The organism is Haladaptatus sp. W1, assembly GCF_001723155.1.
Lineage (GTDB): Archaea > Halobacteriota > Halobacteria > Halobacteriales > Haladaptataceae > Haladaptatus > Haladaptatus paucihalophilus.
In genome coordinates, this window is the sequence record NZ_MEIH01000351.1 from 13,551 (window position 1) to 31,330 (window position 17,780).

The 17,780-nt window shown below is 51.1% G+C and carries 22 protein-coding genes and 1 pseudogene; 12 read left to right on the forward strand and 11 right to left on the reverse strand.

From position 1 onward, the window contains the following. Window positions 1-36 precede the first annotated feature (36 nt). Window positions 37-843 carry a hypothetical protein gene (locus BG842_RS20690; RefSeq protein WP_069452274.1) on the reverse strand — a complete coding sequence of 269 codons (807 nt, stop codon included), beginning with the start codon at window positions 841-843 and terminating at the stop codon, window positions 37-39. A gap of 490 nt (window positions 844-1,333) precedes the next feature. Between BG842_RS20690 and BG842_RS20695 the strand changes: the two genes are divergently transcribed. Continuing rightward, window positions 1,334-1,636, forward strand: coding sequence for a hypothetical protein (locus tag BG842_RS20695; RefSeq protein ID WP_069452275.1), 303 nt, complete (start codon window positions 1,334-1,336; stop codon window positions 1,634-1,636). 1,046 nt (window positions 1,637-2,682) lie between these two features. Continuing rightward, window positions 2,683-2,850, forward strand: coding sequence for a DUF1931 domain-containing protein (locus tag BG842_RS20700; protein ID WP_069452276.1), 168 nt, complete (start codon window positions 2,683-2,685; stop codon window positions 2,848-2,850). A gap of 78 nt (window positions 2,851-2,928) precedes the next feature. Here the strand turns inward: BG842_RS20700 and BG842_RS20705 are convergent, their stop codons facing one another. Next, the gene (locus BG842_RS20705) at window positions 2,929-3,168 is read right to left on the reverse strand and encodes a hypothetical protein (protein WP_069452308.1); all 240 of its coding nucleotides are present in this window, start codon (window positions 3,166-3,168) and stop codon (window positions 2,929-2,931) included. 175 nt (window positions 3,169-3,343) lie between these two features. Here BG842_RS20705 and BG842_RS30210 point away from each other — a divergent pair, with 175 nt between their 5' ends. Further along, window positions 3,344-3,730, forward strand: coding sequence for an SWIM zinc finger family protein (locus BG842_RS30210; RefSeq protein WP_069452277.1), 387 nt, complete (start codon window positions 3,344-3,346; stop codon window positions 3,728-3,730). A gap of 82 nt (window positions 3,731-3,812) precedes the next feature. Here the strand turns inward: BG842_RS30210 and BG842_RS28095 are convergent, their stop codons facing one another. After that, window positions 3,813-4,265 carry a hypothetical protein gene (locus tag BG842_RS28095; RefSeq protein WP_083252685.1) on the reverse strand — a complete coding sequence of 151 codons (453 nt, stop codon included), beginning with the start codon at window positions 4,263-4,265 and terminating at the stop codon, window positions 3,813-3,815. Window positions 4,266-4,292: 27 nt separating this feature from the next. Next, on the reverse strand, window positions 4,293-4,889 hold the full coding sequence (locus tag BG842_RS28100) for a winged helix-turn-helix domain-containing protein (RefSeq protein ID WP_083252678.1): 597 nt from the start codon (window positions 4,887-4,889) through the stop codon (window positions 4,293-4,295). Window positions 4,890-4,976: 87 nt separating this feature from the next. On the opposite strand from BG842_RS28100, the gene BG842_RS32045 reads away from it, so the two are divergent. The 3 genes from BG842_RS32045 (at window position 4,977) to BG842_RS33275 (ending at window position 7,306) form a co-directional block, all read left to right on the forward strand. Then, window positions 4,977-5,363 (forward strand): SWIM zinc finger family protein, encoded by a 387-nt coding sequence (locus BG842_RS32045; RefSeq protein WP_254663344.1) that lies wholly within the window; start codon window positions 4,977-4,979, stop codon window positions 5,361-5,363. 833 nt (window positions 5,364-6,196) lie between these two features. After that, on the forward strand, window positions 6,197-6,661 hold the full coding sequence (locus BG842_RS20720) for a plastocyanin/azurin family copper-binding protein (protein ID WP_069452278.1): 465 nt from the start codon (window positions 6,197-6,199) through the stop codon (window positions 6,659-6,661). A 354-nt stretch (window positions 6,662-7,015) separates the two neighbouring features. After that, window positions 7,016-7,306, forward strand: coding sequence for a HalOD1 output domain-containing protein (locus tag BG842_RS33275; protein WP_175424232.1), 291 nt, complete (start codon window positions 7,016-7,018; stop codon window positions 7,304-7,306). 78 nt (window positions 7,307-7,384) lie between these two features. Here BG842_RS33275 and tnpA read toward each other — a convergent pair. Further along, a pseudogene (gene tnpA, locus BG842_RS20725) lies at window positions 7,385-7,782 on the reverse strand (IS200/IS605 family transposase). 43 nt (window positions 7,783-7,825) lie between these two features. On the opposite strand from tnpA, the gene BG842_RS20730 reads away from it, so the two are divergent. From BG842_RS20730 to BG842_RS20740, 3 genes are all read left to right on the forward strand, one after another. Further along, on the forward strand, window positions 7,826-9,142 hold the full coding sequence (locus BG842_RS20730) for an RNA-guided endonuclease TnpB family protein (RefSeq protein WP_069452279.1): 1,317 nt from the start codon (window positions 7,826-7,828) through the stop codon (window positions 9,140-9,142). Window positions 9,143-9,453: 311 nt separating this feature from the next. Beyond that, window positions 9,454-10,110 (forward strand): helix-turn-helix domain-containing protein, encoded by a 657-nt coding sequence (locus BG842_RS20735; protein ID WP_069452280.1) that lies wholly within the window; start codon window positions 9,454-9,456, stop codon window positions 10,108-10,110. Window positions 10,111-10,209: 99 nt separating this feature from the next. Beyond that, window positions 10,210-10,596, forward strand: a complete 387-nt coding sequence (locus BG842_RS20740; protein ID WP_069452281.1) for a hypothetical protein — start codon at window positions 10,210-10,212, stop codon at window positions 10,594-10,596. Between the two features lie 417 nt (window positions 10,597-11,013). Here BG842_RS20740 and BG842_RS20745 read toward each other — a convergent pair whose 3' ends face one another. Continuing rightward, the gene (locus BG842_RS20745) at window positions 11,014-11,589 is read right to left on the reverse strand and encodes a DoxX family protein (protein WP_069452282.1); all 576 of its coding nucleotides are present in this window, start codon (window positions 11,587-11,589) and stop codon (window positions 11,014-11,016) included. An 857-nt stretch (window positions 11,590-12,446) separates the two neighbouring features. On the opposite strand from BG842_RS20745, the gene BG842_RS20755 reads away from it, so the two are divergent. Together BG842_RS20755 and BG842_RS28105 are read left to right on the forward strand one after the other, a co-directional pair. Beyond that, window positions 12,447-12,776: a hypothetical protein gene (locus BG842_RS20755; RefSeq protein ID WP_069452310.1), complete on the forward strand. Its 330-nt coding sequence runs from the start codon at window positions 12,447-12,449 to the stop codon at window positions 12,774-12,776. 424 nt (window positions 12,777-13,200) lie between these two features. Continuing rightward, window positions 13,201-13,491, forward strand: a complete 291-nt coding sequence (locus tag BG842_RS28105) for a HalOD1 output domain-containing protein (RefSeq protein WP_083252679.1) — start codon at window positions 13,201-13,203, stop codon at window positions 13,489-13,491. Window positions 13,492-14,008: 517 nt separating this feature from the next. Here BG842_RS28105 and BG842_RS20760 read toward each other — a convergent pair. The 5 genes from BG842_RS20760 to BG842_RS29210 form a co-directional block, all read right to left on the reverse strand. After that, window positions 14,009-14,368 (reverse strand): HalOD1 output domain-containing protein, encoded by a 360-nt coding sequence (locus BG842_RS20760; RefSeq protein WP_069452284.1) that lies wholly within the window; start codon window positions 14,366-14,368, stop codon window positions 14,009-14,011. Between the two features lie 254 nt (window positions 14,369-14,622). Then, complete coding sequence (locus BG842_RS20765) at window positions 14,623-14,991, reverse strand: HalOD1 output domain-containing protein (protein WP_083252680.1); 369 nt, start codon at window positions 14,989-14,991, stop codon at window positions 14,623-14,625. Window positions 14,992-15,067: 76 nt separating this feature from the next. Continuing rightward, complete coding sequence (locus BG842_RS20770) at window positions 15,068-15,544, reverse strand: hypothetical protein (RefSeq protein ID WP_069452285.1); 477 nt, start codon at window positions 15,542-15,544, stop codon at window positions 15,068-15,070. 253 nt (window positions 15,545-15,797) lie between these two features. After that, window positions 15,798-16,340, reverse strand: coding sequence for a thermonuclease family protein (locus tag BG842_RS20775; protein WP_254663345.1), 543 nt, complete (start codon window positions 16,338-16,340; stop codon window positions 15,798-15,800). A 183-nt stretch (window positions 16,341-16,523) separates the two neighbouring features. Continuing rightward, window positions 16,524-16,775 carry a hypothetical protein gene (locus BG842_RS29210; RefSeq protein WP_139136219.1) on the reverse strand — a complete coding sequence of 84 codons (252 nt, stop codon included), beginning with the start codon at window positions 16,773-16,775 and terminating at the stop codon, window positions 16,524-16,526. Between the two features lie 263 nt (window positions 16,776-17,038). Between BG842_RS29210 and BG842_RS20780 the strand changes: the two genes are divergently transcribed. Next, the gene (locus tag BG842_RS20780; RefSeq protein WP_069452286.1) at window positions 17,039-17,776 is read left to right on the forward strand and encodes a helix-turn-helix domain-containing protein; all 738 of its coding nucleotides are present in this window, start codon (window positions 17,039-17,041) and stop codon (window positions 17,774-17,776) included. Window positions 17,777-17,780: the final 4 nt, after the last annotated feature.

Below are 17,780 nucleotides of genomic sequence, written 5' to 3' on the forward strand. Positions count from 1 at the left end.
CTACTACCTCGGGACTGAGGAACCATAACGGTTGGGTCACAATCGACTTGCGAAGACGCGTTTCCCATCATCTCTCTGCGTAAGCAACTCCGATGCCCCTGCTCGTTGGAGATAATCCGTTGCAAACTCCTCCCAGACGTGGTCATGCTTAACAGCGTAGTACGCCCATGGATCGTCAACACTGGGTGGATACGTCTCGAATGGGATGACAACATCATTCTTTCTGCGGACGCCAGTCACCCCCAAAGATTGAAGAAACGAAAAGAGAGCTGCTTTCCGTCGGACCGTGAGGATTCGCTTCGATTCGCGAATGTACTCATTTGCCCACGTTGCCCAGTCGTCTCCATGATTCGTCTGTGGAGCGTCGGAAAACGTGTGAAAGGTCCGAGTGTACAATTCAAAAAATGCGATTGACGTTCGATGGTTCGCATTCGGAAGGCCGTGGGACCGAATGAGTTCTGAGATAAGACTCCCGCCGACAGTCGGGATCAATTGCTTCCACGTCACTGCCTCAATGGCATCTGCAATGTTCGTCGGTTCAAGCGGCTTGTACCACTCGGTCTCTTGGTCGTCGCTAATTTGGCCGAAAAGACTGATGACAGTATCGACGATATCGCGTGTGTCAGCACTGTAGTCTGATAGATCGCCACCTTCGATCTCCTCTTCTTGCGCTTCTGCAAGCGTGTAGACCCCATATACATCATCGTCCAATTCGAGGAGCCGAAGAACAGCTGGTTCATCACGGCTCTGTAGATCCTCTTGTGCTTCTGGTTTAGACGAGTGAACGTATGAGAGCGAATAGTAGTTCCCATCGATTTCGAGATGATAAGGAACGAGAGTCATTACCGACTAGTATACGGAGAGGAGGCTTAATATCCAGGGAGACATTCATCCCGCCTTACGGCAGTAGACCGGTGGTTTCTTCTTGCGAATCATACCATCGTCCGCAAGCTCATTCAATACCTCGTAAGCAGTCCATTGTGGCCACCAGACCCTTCCCCACTTCACTCGTCATAGAGGCTTCAAACGGTTCCATGACCTCTATTAGTACTCCTATCGAGTCTGGTAATTGATGAGTGAAACAACTATTTGATTCTAACTTGGATTTATCACATCTTGCGACCACGGTATGAGTATGAATCGCCGTCGATTTCTCAGTGTCGCTGCTGGCATTGGCGTTCTCCTCTCAGGCTGTCTCACTGACAATACTGGACAAGCAACTAACTCATCGACCCAAACTGGTACATCCACTCCTATCCACTCACAGGTTGACATCCCGCCCTGCCCAGAGACCCCGGACTCTCTCACCCCCAATAGTGTGGGACAGTTCGCCATGGATTTCGAAGAAGCGTACGCCACCAGAGAGGTTCTCCGAGAACAGAACTCCAAGAATATCGTCTCGGTCACCATGTCTGCCCAGAGCGATACCGTAGATGTAATCCAATCCGAGGATGGTTGGGTGGTGCGATTCCAGGTTGTCGGACCGGCAATCCAGTACGAAGAGGGTCACGTCGATCCAGGGATGTACGTTGCCAGCTACTTCATCTCGGACCAAACGATACGGCGAGTGCAAGCGGACGAAACAACTGTGGATCCGCGCACGAAGGGGTTCAGCGTGTCCTGTCCCTCAGCATGAAGTCATTCGGAGCACGATCATATCCGAATTCGTCCAGCGGATAACTAACTCTCTCCGATATCGAGGGCGATAATCATCAGTGAGTTACTGCCCAAACGTTGTTCTCAAATAATGAAAATACGCTTCATCAGTAACGTCTTGCACTCATACTATTCCCATCAGTGTCGATCCTCGTTCCATTTGTTCGTACCCCCCTACTACTTTGGAAGAAATTGGAGGTACAGATCGGGATTTGACGGCTTTAAAATCGCATAGAATCGCTTAGGGCTGGTTTCCGGCCATAGAATCCAGCCTTAGGATTCTAAGGCTGGATCGAAATCATAGATGCAGCCTTTCACGGCTTTAAATGACTGAAAACTGGACTTGACCGTGTCATCCTGCTTCCTGTTACTATTCCAACCTTAGACTCTCTTTTTCCTGTTACTATTCCAACCTTAGGTTTGCGGGTCGATATGGGTTCACGCAGGTAGTATCGCAGAGTAGAACGTCTATATCCAACCTTAGATTCAAATTATTAAAATCCAGTAAATACTACTACATGTACTTGTAGCTTTGGAGACACACCCGTCGATTCGGTCGTCGAATCACGACACCACTTGCGTTCCCAAAGTAGTTGGTACAGGAACCCATTGAGGAATGAAATGGATCCTGGCCTCACTCAATGTCCTGCTGTGGATGGACCGGTAAGACAAGTGATTGCGTAATCGATGAACTCGAACGAGCGTGTCCTGTCTGCAGCTACGTCTTTCGACGTACTTCGTGAACCGGGAAATCTACTCATTCCTCCTCCGGAATCCACCCGATGACCACCCGTGGACTCAATTATCCCTCGTTCTAACTCACCTCGCTTATGCAACTCCTCCAACCGTCGATGCACGGACGGCCGCTCAATGCCAAGCATATCTGCCACCCACCGAACGGTCACCACAGGAAATTCTGACTTTAGTTGTGCATCAAGAGTTTTGCTGTCAGTGGCACGAATTACCGGTCCTTTTCCACTATTTTGCCGCTGTCTTTTTGTAGTATTCTACCGTCTGGACGCTTGTATGGCCGATTTGATTGTCAAATCTGCAGTGAAAGAACAGCTCGAAGGACAAAATGTGGCGAGTGACTTCTACGATGCACTCGATGAGGAAGTCGCAGAAGTCCTCGACAACGCTGCTCGACGAGCCGAAGAAAACGATCGCAAAACCGTCCAAGCGCGCGATTTGTAGCTGCTCATCGCCTCACTGTAGCATCAACCTATTTTTAGGTCGGCGCTACACAGCACTCATTTCCCTAATATCGGACCGCTACTCCGGTCGAATCCAGATCACACGACGCGCCTCGGGCTTCTTCTTTCGAATCTCGTCACTCCCATGCAGTCGAGTGAGTACGTTATATGCTGATCGTCGCGACCATCCAAGCTCGTCCGCGATCTCGCTCGTCATGTAGGGTTCGAGCGGCTTCATTACCTCTAAAACGGCCTCTTCGGTGTGTTCTTGGACATACTCCCCGCTCTCATTGCGCGGCCTCTCATCGTCTTCTGTCATACTCACTCTTTCACTTCTGCATGACATAATCTTATTCCTTGTAAGGAATACGGTGGTTTTATCACCTATGCCGTACAAGGAATAAGTAGGAAGAACGGTGCCCTCGGGCGTGTGTAGAAACGCACCGGGTGTTACAGCACCCGGCACCGGTCTTCCGAAATCAAGCCAGAAGACCATGTCAACGAAAACGCCTAGTGAACTTGAAGCTGACGAGACGGCACAGAAACGCGCACAGTGGGAACAGTTCTCCTTCGACGTCGATGCCCCCGGACTCATCGAAGTCACCAACGAGAGCCACGAGAACCCTGCAGACCACCAATACGTGGTCTCCATCGACGACGTAACCGAGGAACTGATGGCCTGCACGTGCCCGCATCACGTCCACCGCAACGCCTTCTGCAAACACATGGCCGCGGTCGAAGACGCAACCGACGATGGGACACTCGATGCCTTCCCACCAGAGGACAACGAGACCGAACCCGAAGACTGTGACTGTGACGGCCTCGGTGACTTCCCATGCTGGCCGTGCGTGCGAACGGGACGGAAAGAACCGCCGAACTAACCACCACTTCAGCTGTTTTTATCCATGGCACGCCAAGTGACGGTCTCGGAGATCACCGACTAGCGAACGCTCATGGAGACTATTACGGTGGATTTTGAGCGGTATTGAGCTCGGCAAAACTCTCAGTCTCGTAAGCCCGACGCCACAGTTTCAATACAGCCCGTGTCACAAGCCGTGGTTCCTCAACTTCTATGCATGACTGAATCGCCGTTTGCGAGTCTGCTTCCGGTGGTTTGTGGAAATGCTTTTCAGGAGAATGGGTATTCGGATGTCGATCAAATCGCCAGTTCATATCGACTTCATCCACGTAGTGAAATCGGTATGCTCCAGATGCGTACCACGTTATATCGAATCGACTCCACGTAGCGTCTCCAATTCCATCAGCGAACGTGACATGGAGTTCTTTTGGAGAGAGAATATTATCGAACACCGCGTCCTCGACAACGGGTTCTTCGTTGAGAACAATATCCCGTATCGTCTGCATTTCAGCAGCATCAGGCGGTCCGATAGCACCACTTAGCTCGTCAGAAGAAATTCCTGCGGAAGAATCGCCCACCATCTATCAGACGAGTGTTCCAGAATCGGTTCCATGGGCGAACGCTCCACGAGACTCATTACTTCCCGTTGCCTCGGTACGATCACCACTATCAGGAGTGAAATCATAGAGTGCAAGTGCCGCTTGTGCAACGTGAAGGTTCTTTTCGAGTGCTCGCCATTCAGAAACGGCTGTCCACTCGTCAGTCTCTGCGGACTCTATTTGAAGTGCAAGATCATCGGGAGTCGTTGCACTATATTCGTCTTGATACGCCTGTATCTGCTCTCGCAGGTCCTGAATACCATTTGCAAGCTCTTCCCGTGAGAGTTGGGTATGCAACTCGCTAATGCGTTGCATCGCGACAGTCTGTCGCGAGCGTTTGTATTGTTCTCCGCGTCCTGTCCTCTCCGTCTGAGCGATACCTGCCTCGACGAGAATTTGAAGATGTTTTCGAGCAGTTGGTTCGCTAACACGGGCACGTTCGGCGAGTTCTTTGGCGTACTGTGGGTTAGTCGTCGAGAGAAGTACCTCACGGACGCGTTCGAATGGTGTCGTCTCCGCTTTCCATTCTTCAACGACTGCTTCGTTAACGTCCCCTTCCCATGGTGGATCTGTATCTGGCATTATACTCCTCTAAGAGCCACAACCAAATATAGATTTTCCCAAGAATCCATATTTTCCTTGTCTGATAACCACCGAGATGCCATCACAGTGTTTCTCGAAATTGATCAGAAACGCGCACAGGCCGAACAGTTTTCCTTCGACGTCGATGCCCCCGGACTCATCGAAGTGACCAACGAGAGCCACGAGAACCCCGCAGCCCACCAGTACACCGTCTCCATCGATGACGTGACCAACGAACTGATGGCCTGCACGTGTCCGCATCACGTCCACCGCGACGCCTTCTGCAAACACATGGCCGCCGTCGAACATGCAACCGACGACGGGACGCTTGACGCATTCCCATCGGACGACGAGCGTATTAGTGGCCCGTACACCGGCTACGACAAGTACGGCAACGTCGATCACACCTACTGGACGTGTGAAAACTGTGGCGCGGAAGCCACCCGAAAGGGCGCACTCACCGACTGCTGCTAACCTCGTCCCACTTTTTTCATTTCTGTCACGCCAAACAACGCTAGCCGATGGTGCCCAGCGAACGCTGAACGAGTGCACGGAGACAACCGAACACGACGACAGGCCGACGACAAAGCGCCTTGATTGACCGAGCGCAAACACATCAATTTCTGTTTGTACTTCTCCTATCTGAGTAAAAATCGTCCATATCCAAAATTAGTTACAAAAAATTATAGAATATCTTTTCCTTTCGCCTATAGAAGTGATTCGAAAGGTTGAAAATGAACATTCATCAATAAGAGGTACTCTGTGATGTCGGATTCGCTTCGCAATCAAATTCGGGGTCTCTATGAGACTTCTCCAGCACAGTATGGAATGCTCCGATCATATTCTAAAGAACTCGAAGTACTTCTCACAGGATGTTCGCATAATTACCCCACAGTCAAACAATTATTAGCATCACCTGATACGCCAGCTATTCCACCACAAGTAGTGGGAAATCTCCTCACACTCTGTGACCAATTCGGGATTCTTGTGACCCACAGCGAGCGAAATACGAGCAATCGATATGATCTCACTCAGTTCAACCAGAACCGAATGCAGGAGTTAGTTCACCTGCTGAGTCAGGAACCGCTCGACTGAACACGTAACCATCATTCGCACTCGAAATAGGCGACCTGCGGCATCATCACCGAATCCATTTCACTGTATAGCTCGCCACCGATGACCTCCCTGGAACAAGCGCGAATGCATACTGAAACAACCAAGCTCGTTCATTTTATTTCACAATTTCACAATTTCACATTGTGGTCAAAATCTATCTAATGCCACCGCTGGTAACCACCGTCTCGCCCATGACTGACCAACCCCGCACCAGCCGACGCACCGCACTCAAACTCACCGGCAGTGCCCTCACAGCAACGGCTCTCGCTGGCTGTACTGGCAGCTTACCTGGGAGCGGTGAGAGCAAGCAAAAGAGCAGTTCAAAGAACAAGCAGAAGGGGAAGGAGATTCGCTTGGGAGCCAAACAAAGCGGGTGGCAGGGCGGTGCGCCAAAGTCCATCAAAGGTAAGAAAAACCCGACACTCACGCTCCAACCGGGACAGAAGTACACGCTCACGTGGGAGAGCCTCGACGGCAAAGAACACGAACTCTACATCGTCAATAAGAAAGACAATCCGATTGTCAAAAGCGAAGACGCTGAAGAGAAAGGCAAGACCGTGAGTACAACCTTCACCGCTTCGAAAAAGATGGTTCAGTACTACTGCGAATACCACCCGCAATCGATGCGCGGCAATATCAAACTCCAGCAAAAATAGAACACTATTTCTCCAGTGTATGCGGTGGACATCGCTGCCGAGTACTTCCCTGACTTGCCTGTCGAAGCAATCGACTGAGAAGTCTCACATCGAGTACAACGACTGGCAGCGGTCACGAAGTGCGATCTAGAAACGGACGAAAATGAGAACACAAACTAGCAGAGGGCCTACTCGAGTGAAATTCACTGACTGACTTCAGCTGTGATATTGATACACTCTTCTAGTACAACTACGTAATGATCATTCGTATGTTTTCATCAACTGCCAGAGTATGTTTATAACTACCGTCCTTAGCACTGATGAAGTTCTCACGAGGGGTTTGAATGTGGGGCTTCAGAATGAGAGTGAGACACAATGGGAGAGAGCAATACCAATACCCCAGATGACGACCAGAGTAGAGCAACAAAGCCATCCATCACTGTCCTCATTCAGAAAGCGATTACAGCACGAGAACAATCTGAATGGAGTGACTGTCCGCCATTGTACAGCGTTATTGATCCAGATGCACTCGATAGATTGTTTGCACCCACACAGGCAGGTACCGAACGTCGTGGGACTGTGACCTTTCACTACTGTGGTTACGAGGTAACAGTCAACACCGACAGAACGGTTGATCTCGATCCGATCAACGCAGATGAGACCTGATCTTGTATCGCTATTTCTAAAGAAAACAGCAAGAGTTCCACGGGTCACCTGACCCGTGGGTGAATCGCGTACGCTTGCCTAATGTTCGGTCTCCTCAATGTACCGACGAACCACATCTTCGGAAACTGCACCAGTCGTCCCGACGTAGTATCCGTCCTTCCACAAACCGCTTTCCCAGAAGTACCGCTGTTTGATTTCTGGGTGATGTTTCAGAATTGTTCGACCCGAGTAGCCCTTGAATTGTTTCGCTATCTCGGCAGGACTCCATTTCGGATCTGCCTCCACGAACAAGTGAACGTGGTCGTTGGCAATCTCCATCGACACAATCTCGTGACCGAACCGCTCGGCAGTTCCTCGGAACAATTCTGCAACTTCGTCTCGAACAATCTCCAGCACCCGTGTCGATACTTCGGACACCAGACGACATGATACTTGCACGAACTAATCGAATGTGCATGACTCCGGTGCTCTCCCATCCAAATCCCTATTTTTATTAGCACTTGATTCGATAGTCAAGGTATGGGTATCGAAGAAGTCACGAAGACCGCACGCACTCGACTCTGCATAGAGTCTGGTGAGCGGCCGTGGCTCAAAGATGCCCGATTCACTGCACGAGACATCTCCAACGACACACTCCGACTCAAACAACAAGGCTACAACCGCACTGAGATTCAGAAGGAGGTTGACCGCGATGACTTTCTTCGGAATAACAAGTGTGCGGTCGTCGGTAAAGCCCTGCAAGCGTGGGATTCCTACAAAGAACTCCTCACCTGGTGGCACGACCAAGACGACACCAGCGTCGGCAAACCGTCGCCACCAGCTACGGACAAGAACGGTGCCTACCCGCTCGTCATGGCTCATACTGAAGGCTACCGACTCACCTACGACGACGAGAACGACCGTATTCGGTTCCGTGTGAGTCCGAAGCCGTACAAGAAGGTGAACGGACACCTTCGAGGGCGACCGGAAGACCTCAACCTTATCGAGTCAGCCTTGACGGAGGATGAGTGGTCGTTGGGACAGGCCGAACTTCTGTACCGAGATGGCGTGTACTACCTACACGTCACGGTCAAAACAGAGGTTGAAGTGCCTGAACCCGAAGACGCAGACACACTCGTCGGCGTCGATATTAACGAGCGAAACATTTCTCTCACCGCTCTTAATCGCGAGACAATGGAGACGCTCGGAACACTCGTGCTGGACTACGGCTCGGTGAAAGCCGAACGCCAACGCTACCACACCATCACAAAACGCTGTCAAGAACACGGCCAACGCTCAATCCACCACCAGCTCGGTGAGAAAGAAGACCGCTACATCGAGTGGATTCTTCACCGACTGTCCCGAGTCGTGGTGGAGTTCGCACAACAGTTCCCGAACCCAGTTATCGTGTTTGAGGACTTGAGCGGGATTCGAGACGCTATCAAGTACGGAACGTACATGAACCGGCGGTTGCACAAACTACCGTTCCACAAGTTCGAGCAACAGGTTCGCTACAAAGCGACGTGGAATCAGATTCCGTGTGAGACCGTTGAGTCGCCGTACAACTCGAAGTCCTGCTCGTGCTGTGGACACCGTGGCTACCGTCAGGGTCGGCGGTTCCGGTGTACGAATGATTCGTGTGAGGTCCAGCAAGACCATGCTGACCGGAACGCGAGTGTGAATGTAGCGTGGCGAGCGTGGTCGAAACACGCTAACGTAGATATTGAATCGGTTAATTACCGGACTCACAAAACCCAACCACAAGTTCGGTTGGTGCGTCTGTCCGGGTCGGGGCGTTCTGTAAACCGCCCATCCTCATCCCGCGACATCGCGTCGCGTGGAGTGCTTACGACGTAGGCTGAGGGAACAAGAAAAGCCACGGGTCACCCGACCCGTGGTCGTTTACGCCCAAGGGTGATTCCTTGCCTACCCAGAATTGTGTGGATTTTAGCGCACCTGTACCGCCACCAGTACACATTCTTCACGATGCCACGGCTATACCACAGTCGGTCCAAATTCTCTCAACGAATGAACAATTGCGTTCCTCGACTGGTTCAAAACTACAGATTAGCGGTGGTTCCTCCGTGATGAACGCACTCTTTCACTTGGCAGTTACAAGTCCCCTGCCCAAGTTACTAAGATGGTAAGAATAGATAGTCCACGAACACATGGCGGTCATTATCGAGTTATCACTTCCCTCCGAGAACTTCCCTCTAGGAACGATGCTCACCGCCGGTACAGAACTGCATATCGAGTTCGAACGGATCGTCCCAGTCGGCGGCGATGTCGTGCCGATTTTCTGGGCATGGGATGGCGACTTAGATGCCTTCGAACAGCGTGTTCGCGAGGATCCAAATGTCCAGCAATTCGTTGAAATTGACCAGGTAGAAAATCGTCGTCTATATCTCCTGAATTGGGATATTCCACCCGGCGCGTTTCTCGAAGGCCTCACTGTCGCGGAAGGAATCATCCGGAACGCGCATGGCTATGGCGATGACGATTGGGAGTTTGAGTTATTGTTCCCCTCCCAAGACCAGCTGACGCGATTCCATAATTTGAGCCGCGACAACGGAATCGAATACACACTCGGTAAAATGCAAGCATTGAGCGACGCCGGAGCCTCACAATTAGCGAACATCGTTACCGACAAACAACGTGAAGCACTCGTGCTTGCATTCCAACGTGGCTATTTTGAGACTCCCCGACAGGTGACTCTCTCGGAATTGGCGGACGAACTCGACATCAGTCAACAATCGTTGTCTGACCGGATTCGCCATGGTATCGAAGCAGTTGTGGAGTATGTGCTGTTCGGTGCGTCCCAGTAATGAAATTTCAGACTGTCTTTCATTCCCCACCTGACTTTTAAACGGCCCTGTTTGAACAGACCTAGCCCTTTTACAACTACATCCGATAGTAGCTAGGAAATGGGCTCCTCTTCTGACGATGACGATGATCAGCAATGTTCAGTTGATGAGATATTCGAACTTGTAGCTGATGCACAACGCCGACAGATTCTCACCTATCTCATCCAGAACGCTGACCGTCCGATTCCGCTCGAAGCACTTCTTGAAGAACTCATGACCCAGACAGATACCAGTGAATCAGATCAGCCAACTGAACGAGAACATCTTTTAACACGACTTCACCACCTCCAACTCCCCAAATTGGCTGATTATGGTGTGATTGAGTACAACGAATCGCTCCAGCTCATTTCGTATATCGAACAGCCACGAATTGAGACACTATTACAGTCAGAGCATATCGCTAGTGGTGGAGCAGAAAATAGTACTGGGGACGATCACGACTCGTAACTCTTTCTCACTACTATTCTCTCCCTATCTCTAGTCTGGTTCTCCTGATGTTGTCCTCAACAGCTTCCCGTGTTGGGAATGCGTAAAAACGGATCGACGAGAGATTCCAGAGAAACTCAGCCCCTCTTCTCTATAGCCCGTTAACAAATGCTTCCGCAAATCGCTGATCAGTGTCCACTCCTGAAGTGTATCCACACTGTGATCGTTAAGAGTGACAACTGTATCGCGCCAGAGACACCGCCGGCTTCTCCGCTTGGGCGCGTACGTAGTGCAGATGAGAATGTTATGACAAGTACCGTGCCGATTCACTCACTAGGACGAGCGAGACGGCCGAATTTGATGGGAGGAAACGAAGGATCAAGAATGAGCGATAGACCGATTCTCACATGAAGGCGGTATAGGTTCAGCTGTCAGAATCTACCCGAGGACATACTCGAGGATGGGGTAGCGCTCGAGGAGTGACTGCCCACTGATCTCGTAGTTCTCAATCCAGGCATCGAGACCGAGGATCCGGCCGGCACCGAACGCTGCAACGGCCAGGAAGACGAGCATGTACGCGAAGTCGCCATTGATAACGCCGTGAGCGATGTCCCAGTTTCCGAAGTAGAACATGAGCATCATGAGCGCGCCGAAGAACGCCGCAAGGCGGACGACCGCGCCGACGAGCAGTCCAAGACCGATGAACAGCTCGCCCCACGGGACGGCGACGTTCGCGAAGTCGACGAACCACGGGGTCGAGCCCATCCAGGCGAATAGGCCTGCGATCGGGTTGCCGTTGGTCGCCGCGACGTTCGCCAGGTAGCCACCGGCAGAGAACGGTTCGGCGGCGACGATTTTCGTGAATCCCGAGTATGCGAACGCCCACCCCATCATGAGCCGAAGCGCGAGGACGAACCAAGCTGAGAGGCTGTGGGCACGGGTGCCAACCGTGTAGCCACCGATGGTGCTTTCGAAGGTGTTGCGAGTGTCTGGAGAGATGGTGGATGCAGTCATGGTATCGGAAGAAAAACTTCCTACTTTCTAAAACGACGGCGAAGTATATAAGTGTATTTAGATAGGCTGTGTCATGGATTTGTATTGGTTATACAAATTATTTAGCACCGCTATCGACTCATTTTTGTCTCGGTGAATAGCGACGAGAGTGAAGATACTGAGACACCTATCGACGACGAGAGCGGGCCACCGGAGGACTGTGGCTGCGATGGCCTCGATGGCTTCCCAGGCGATCCATCGTGAAAGCGAGACGGAAGGAACTGCCGAACAAACCTGCGCTTCCGTTTTAACCGATGTCTCGTCAATTCTCAGTGTCGCCAATTTATCAAATAAAGCCCAATCACAGAGTCACATATCGATATTTATTGCTGAGTAGATTAAGAATCATTTTATAAATTTTAGGAGACAAAGTATATATGGCGGAGTTGCTTGTATCCCATACCAGACTATGGAAATACTTCATCGATTACGTGACGCCTTCAGTCCGGAAGAGGTCGCTCAGCAAACGGAAAAGCAAGTCCGAGCAACCGGTGATATTTTTGAATGTGAAGACTGTGGTACAACGTTCATTTCAAAGCCAACCCAGTGTCCAAAGTGCGATCATAACGAGTTCCGGAATCACGGCAGCTGTTAATATTCTGCTCAATCCAGGCGTTCTAGACCGTGTTTGCCCTTACATTCTCCCTGCGCTAAAGCGCGAGACTTCCCACGAGTTGGGATATTAGGGTTCCCGGTTGACAACTCTCCGAGTTTTAATAAAATATTCTTAACACAATTTGGAGCAAGAATTTTCTCCGGGATGGTGGTCGAATCCACAATCACTATCGTCGACGATTGGCTAGACGTTGATGGGAAACATGGCGACATTAGACACTATCTTCGACCTATTCAGTAAGAAGCGGCGACGACACGCACTATACTATCTCGATCAACAGAGTGGAACAGTAACGGTTGATGAGGTTGTGGAGTATGTTGCAAATCACGAAAACGACGCGACTGATGAAACAATTCCTGACGAGCAGTACGATCGGATCGAACTCTCTCTTCGCCAGGTGCATATCCCGAAAACAGCTGAAATTGACTCGATTGAATATGATCGCAATGAAGGAGAAATTACCATTCAGGGGACGCCAACCGAATTTGACGCAATTGTGACCGTCGCGAAGGTCCTCGAACACGCCGATTGAGCCGAGTAGATAACCCTTCAATGGCGATCTCAGCAGGATACTTTCGAGATCTAGCAGTCAAAGTAGTTTGCTCGGGAGATTTCGAAGAGCGTCCAGGCACTTACAGAGGTCACAAAGTACGACCTGACAACGGACGAGATTATGATCATCATTCACCCATGGCAGTATCACGAGTTCGGCGAGGCGGGTCGAGCAACATTAACCAATGGATAGACCGCCTCAACACCTCTATCGCCAAAATGGGCACCATGCCTATACAACCGAGTGGAGAAACCCGTTAGAACCAAATCTAATGAACAATAATATTCTTTTATCCACTGCCAGAACATGTTTATAACTACCATCCTTAGCGAGGATGGAGTGCTCATGGGGGTTTGTACTTGAGGAGGGATTCCCTCCTGTGAGTGCCCAGACGTGAGATACAATGGGAGAGAGCACTGATAATCCACTTAACGATCGCCAGCGTACAGCAACAGAACCATCGATCTCATTCCTCATTCTTGAAGCAGTTACGGCACGAGAAGAGATCAATCCAGGTGACTGCCCACCATTATATGATGTCATTGATCCAGATGCCCTCGACAACTTGTTCGCAACAACGCAAGCAGGAAATGAACGCCACGGGAAGGTGACCTTCCAATACTGTGGCTATCACATCACAGTTTCCGGTGATAGAACAATTTCTCTTGATCCGGTTACTGCAGATGATTCCTGATTCCGGCAACCCATTCGTTAGTCTGTACTTGTTTTCTGTTCTGGTTCAGTGATTGTTGTCTCTGTGGGTTCTGCTGTCTCATCATTCGTACCAAGCACAATGCAAATCAACCGGTCCTACTCAAAATACTGCGAACACTTCACGACGCCCAAGTGGTAGCTCGTCTGCGAGGACCGCGGCGGTCGGATTGCTCGGTACCGACGCTCGAAAACCGTCCGCAACACCGAGCAGTACAGCTGTAGTGAGTGCCGTGGATCACTACACGTCAAGTAGGGCGCCGGCCACTAACCAATTCCCGTTTAAGTAGTTCTCGCGATAAGGAATAGATACGAGGAAGATTTTCGCGAGCTGTGTTCTGCGTGAGTCGATTCTGTCCCTCGTGCTTCGAATTTTGAGCCAGTAGTGAGTTGACAGATTATACTAACCTTCGTGTTTCCACTTCTCTTCGGCTGGCGACGATCTCCGACCCTTTGCTCGGTAGCAGTGGTGTCTACTCCGAGGAATGCCCCTTTTCGCACTACTCGTCTGTTTCAGTCAGTGAACGTTCACCGTCTGACTCTGGTTCTGATTCGATCTGGTGGAACGTAATCTGTCCACTGCTATCGATTCTGACGCGGTATGCATCGTACGTGAACAGCACCCGTCCATTCGTGTCACGCGGCGTTTCACCAGCTTTTGGTCCGAAGAGTGCATCAAGTGCCTCGGGGTCGACAAACTCCGAGAGCAGTGCGAGTTCAGTTGGGTCAGCGTCGTTCACTGTCGCAATCGCCCTGATCAGCTCTTCACTGACGTTGTCTGTTATCGGATCAAACTCAGTCTGGTAGGCCTCATCGTCTGTTTGCTTGTGCTCGTCGTTGGAATGGGGATGTTCGGTCATGGTGTGGGTGCGAGAAGTGATAACTATAGAATGCACCCACACATGGCATGTGAAACAGCCAGACTGTTTCTGAAAGGTTTGTTTCCCCGCCTGGAAACAGATACACAGTATGTCCTTGCTCCTTCGTCAGAGAAACCTATGCACACCAGTCACATAAAGCTCTGGCTGGGAATCGAACACAATTGAAGTGAAGGATACTCCGTGCCACTCGTACATCCGTCCCTCACGAACACAAACGATACAGCAGAAGGTAGTCAGTCGCCGTACGCAGTAGGCTCGGACACCGTAATCCACCCATCACTCGCAACCTCGACGTGATACTGGTTATATCGGAAGGAAACACTCCCCTCACTATCACGGGTCTGTCCGGCGACCTTCGGCCCGAAGAAGCCGTCTTCAATCGCGGCAATATCCACACACTCGTATAACGGGGGATCTTTGATGTCGACGGGCGCAACGTCTGCGGCGTCCGCGATTGCGAACATGATTTCGGTGGTGAGATCGCGGTGGCTCTCTCGTTCGTAATGGGCCTGTGTCATAAACGCCATGTCGGGATCGTCGGGTCCGTTTCCGTCCTGTGCAAGTTTGGTGCCATCATCGGTTTGGTCATTACTTGTGGTCATCTGTCGTCCTCCGTGTGAAAATATCCTATCGTACTGTCGAGCCCGAGGCAGTGATACCTCTTTGGGCAGCCATGGGTTACCGAGTGTCCTCCCGGTCGAACTCGCTGCGAGCGTGTGTTTCTTGTCGATTGTCGAGACTGCCACCGGCACCCTCCAACGCCGTCAACACCTGCACTGCATGTGGACCTGGCGTGATCGTCTCGGTATCTGCATCAAACTCGATCACGTCCAAGTCGACGAGTTTCGGAACATGAGAGTGATAGAGCGACGTGTACATCCCCTGGCGCGTGAGCGTCGCGATGTTCGCCTCTTTCGTATCAGTCTCCCAGGCAGCGAGTTTGGTCGCAAGGTCATCGAGTGACCATTCGGTTTCTTCGGCGAGGGTATAGACGAGGTAGCGTCGTCGTGGATGGGAAATCGCCTCGAATACGGGTTGTAATTCGAGGACAACTTCCGAGACATCGATGTCGAGATCACGCTCGGCAGCACTCTCCCCGGTGGACTGACTGGAATCGTTCTCCCACTCGTCGGGAGGTGGCTCGTTCCCCGCCATAGTCGATGCTGAGGCGTCAAACAAAAAAAAATACCGGTAGACACTGTTTTTCCGACCATATTGGACAGATACGCACTTCATCGCTGTATCGTACTATCTATGGGTACTGGTATGTTCCAAACGCGACCATTTGGAGTCACCTAGTAAAGACTAGCGGTGCTGTTCTTCTGTCGGTAGCAGATGTACCCACGTCTGCCTATTGCACCATGGAGCAGTAAATGTCCAATACAGAACGTTCGTCAACTGAGAGTGATCAAGCTGCTGTCGTGGTCGTGTTCCAGCGGCCATAGCCGCGTTGTTTGGCCTGCTGTTGTTTGCGCATGAACTCCTGGCGTTTGCTGAACTGACCGTCTGGCACGCGAGCGTAGCCGATACAGACCAAATCCGTGTTGAACATGAAATTGCCGATGTAGACGTACGGGTGCATGTGACCGTCATCTGTTGTGTCCACCTGTGGATCAGAGACGACGGTCACGATTTGATGATCCACTTGGGACTTCGTATAGCGAACTGCCTTCGTGTGGATTGGACCGCTCTCAGGAACACTCACGCCGATCAAGTCGACGATTCGGTTCTTCCCGTCGTATTTGATCTCGAGCGTCGTCGGATCGACGACTTTAGTCACACGCGCTTGGAAGCGCTCGCTATCCTCTGGAGTATCAATATTCGCGGTCGTTGGTTGCCGTAGATACGTCGTCTGCGTCCATGCCTCCGACTGGGGTTCTGTGGTGGTCATTGTTGCAGTAGTCGGTTCTGCTGTGGTCGTGCTACCGATCGAGGTCGTCTGTGTTTCCATTCCCGTCGTTGTTGTTGTGGCGTCGTTACTACCACCGAATCCAAGCCCACCGAGACAACCTGCGAGGATGATAACCAGGAGAAGTCCGAAAAGAGGGAGGGATCGCTGCATCCTGGAGATGGTTACTCTGCTTAGTTCAACATTGGGAATGCCGAATAATGTCCGGCGGTGAACGGAAACACATCAAATTGCCTCGCCCGAATGCTCGTCGCCGAGCACTTCCCTTGATCTGCTGCTGACTGTCCTGTGCTGTCTCACCATCGTGTCTGCGCCTGTTCCCCCGACGAACGTCATCGGAATTCGGCTCTCGGCGAGAGTTGCAAGGTTAAGACCCCCACTCCCGTACAGCAATCTGCTGTCCCTTTCACGCGGGGAGCAGCAGAACATGGAGCAGGGATATTTCCCCTGCTTTGAGGGTGATGGGTGGACCTTCATGGCCACCAACATCCTTTCACTGATGATACGGCTACTCGACTATCTCCTGTTCGCGATGAGTAGCTCCTGGTGATGTGATTCTTGAATAACTTCGATTGAATATTAACTTTAAATGATTCCGATTGTCGTTCTCGGATGTCACCATCAGTGACCGCTTGCAGTGTACAGCGGTCACTACGAGATTTCCCTGATCTTAATTCTATGTTGCAACACAGTTGCACAAGACATGGGGGTTTTGACGACACAATACCTACCCGTTGCTAATGGCGGATAAACCACTAGACAACGCCTCAAGACGTTCTACAGCAAATGACGACTTTCCACCCAAAAACCCACGCCTCAGACTCGAATTTCATTCTGATGATCTCGCAAAGCCATTTCAAGAGGCGTTCGATGAACCGATAACGATCACAGTTAATTCGATTGTCCAACTTGCTGATGAGACTCACCTCCAGTACTGGACGGTCACTCACACCTCCCCCGATCGACTTTGTAAAACAGTCGTGAATTTCCCAACCACTCTCGATGCCCGACTATTGAGCACGGTTGGCGATATCCATCGCCTCGAGGTTCACGGTGATACCTCGTCGTTGTTCTCAGCCTTCGATACATTCGATGGCGACACCAAAGCCGCCGTGTATGATGCGGATGGGGTCCATGTCGTCGCAGAATTTCCGTCGAGTGTCAACACAGACTTGGTTGTCGATGCTGTCCATGACATCTATCCGGGTCTCGATCTCGTTTCCTCGCACACGATCCAAACAGTCCACGTCTTTCGACACATCATCGAAGACCAGCTGACTGACCGGCAACTGACTGCATTGCGGATCGCATATTTCAGTGGGTACTACGAGCAACCTCGGATGAGTACGGGTGAGGAACTAGCAGAGCGAATGGGAATTTCAAAGCAAGCCTTTCATGAACATCTCCGGAAAGCATACGCCACAATATTTGAACACCTCTTGGAGAACGATGAACTCAGCATGGAGGTTGACCAGTAAAGTA

Excerpts from the sequence above, each read along its gene's own strand:
- BG842_RS20720 (WP_069452278.1), top strand. The coding sequence starts at position 6,197 with ATGACTGACCAACCCCGCACCAGCCGACGCACCGCACTCAAACTCACC.
- BG842_RS20730 (WP_069452279.1), top strand. The coding sequence starts at position 7,826 with ATGGGTATCGAAGAAGTCACGAAGACCGCACGCACTCGACTCTGCATA.
- BG842_RS20690 (WP_069452274.1), bottom strand. The coding sequence starts at position 843 with ATGACTCTCGTTCCTTATCATCTCGAAATCGATGGGAACTACTATTCG.
- BG842_RS20775 (WP_254663345.1), bottom strand. The coding sequence starts at position 16,340 with ATGGAAACACAGACGACCTCGATCGGTAGCACGACCACAGCAGAACCG.
- BG842_RS28105 (WP_083252679.1), top strand. The coding sequence starts at position 13,201 with ATGGGAGAGAGCACTGATAATCCACTTAACGATCGCCAGCGTACAGCA.
- BG842_RS30210 (WP_069452277.1), top strand. The coding sequence starts at position 3,344 with ATGTCAACGAAAACGCCTAGTGAACTTGAAGCTGACGAGACGGCACAG.
- BG842_RS20760 (WP_069452284.1), bottom strand. The coding sequence starts at position 14,368 with ATGACCGAACATCCCCATTCCAACGACGAGCACAAGCAAACAGACGAT.
- BG842_RS29210 (WP_139136219.1), bottom strand. The coding sequence starts at position 16,775 with ATGAAGGTCCACCCATCACCCTCAAAGCAGGGGAAATATCCCTGCTCC.
- BG842_RS28100 (WP_083252678.1), bottom strand. The coding sequence starts at position 4,889 with ATGCCAGATACAGATCCACCATGGGAAGGGGACGTTAACGAAGCAGTC.
- BG842_RS20700 (WP_069452276.1), top strand. The coding sequence starts at position 2,683 with ATGGCCGATTTGATTGTCAAATCTGCAGTGAAAGAACAGCTCGAAGGA.
- BG842_RS33275 (WP_175424232.1), top strand. The coding sequence starts at position 7,016 with ATGGGAGAGAGCAATACCAATACCCCAGATGACGACCAGAGTAGAGCA.
- BG842_RS20695 (WP_069452275.1), top strand. The coding sequence starts at position 1,334 with ATGGATTTCGAAGAAGCGTACGCCACCAGAGAGGTTCTCCGAGAACAG.
- BG842_RS20770 (WP_069452285.1), bottom strand. The coding sequence starts at position 15,544 with ATGGCGGGGAACGAGCCACCTCCCGACGAGTGGGAGAACGATTCCAGT.
- BG842_RS20780 (WP_069452286.1), top strand. The coding sequence starts at position 17,039 with ATGGCGGATAAACCACTAGACAACGCCTCAAGACGTTCTACAGCAAAT.
- BG842_RS20740 (WP_069452281.1), top strand. The coding sequence starts at position 10,210 with ATGGGCTCCTCTTCTGACGATGACGATGATCAGCAATGTTCAGTTGAT.
- BG842_RS20745 (WP_069452282.1), bottom strand. The coding sequence starts at position 11,589 with ATGACTGCATCCACCATCTCTCCAGACACTCGCAACACCTTCGAAAGC.
- BG842_RS20765 (WP_083252680.1), bottom strand. The coding sequence starts at position 14,991 with ATGACCACAAGTAATGACCAAACCGATGATGGCACCAAACTTGCACAG.
- BG842_RS20735 (WP_069452280.1), top strand. The coding sequence starts at position 9,454 with ATGGCGGTCATTATCGAGTTATCACTTCCCTCCGAGAACTTCCCTCTA.
- BG842_RS20705 (WP_069452308.1), bottom strand. The coding sequence starts at position 3,168 with ATGACAGAAGACGATGAGAGGCCGCGCAATGAGAGCGGGGAGTATGTC.
- BG842_RS20755 (WP_069452310.1), top strand. The coding sequence starts at position 12,447 with ATGGCGACATTAGACACTATCTTCGACCTATTCAGTAAGAAGCGGCGA.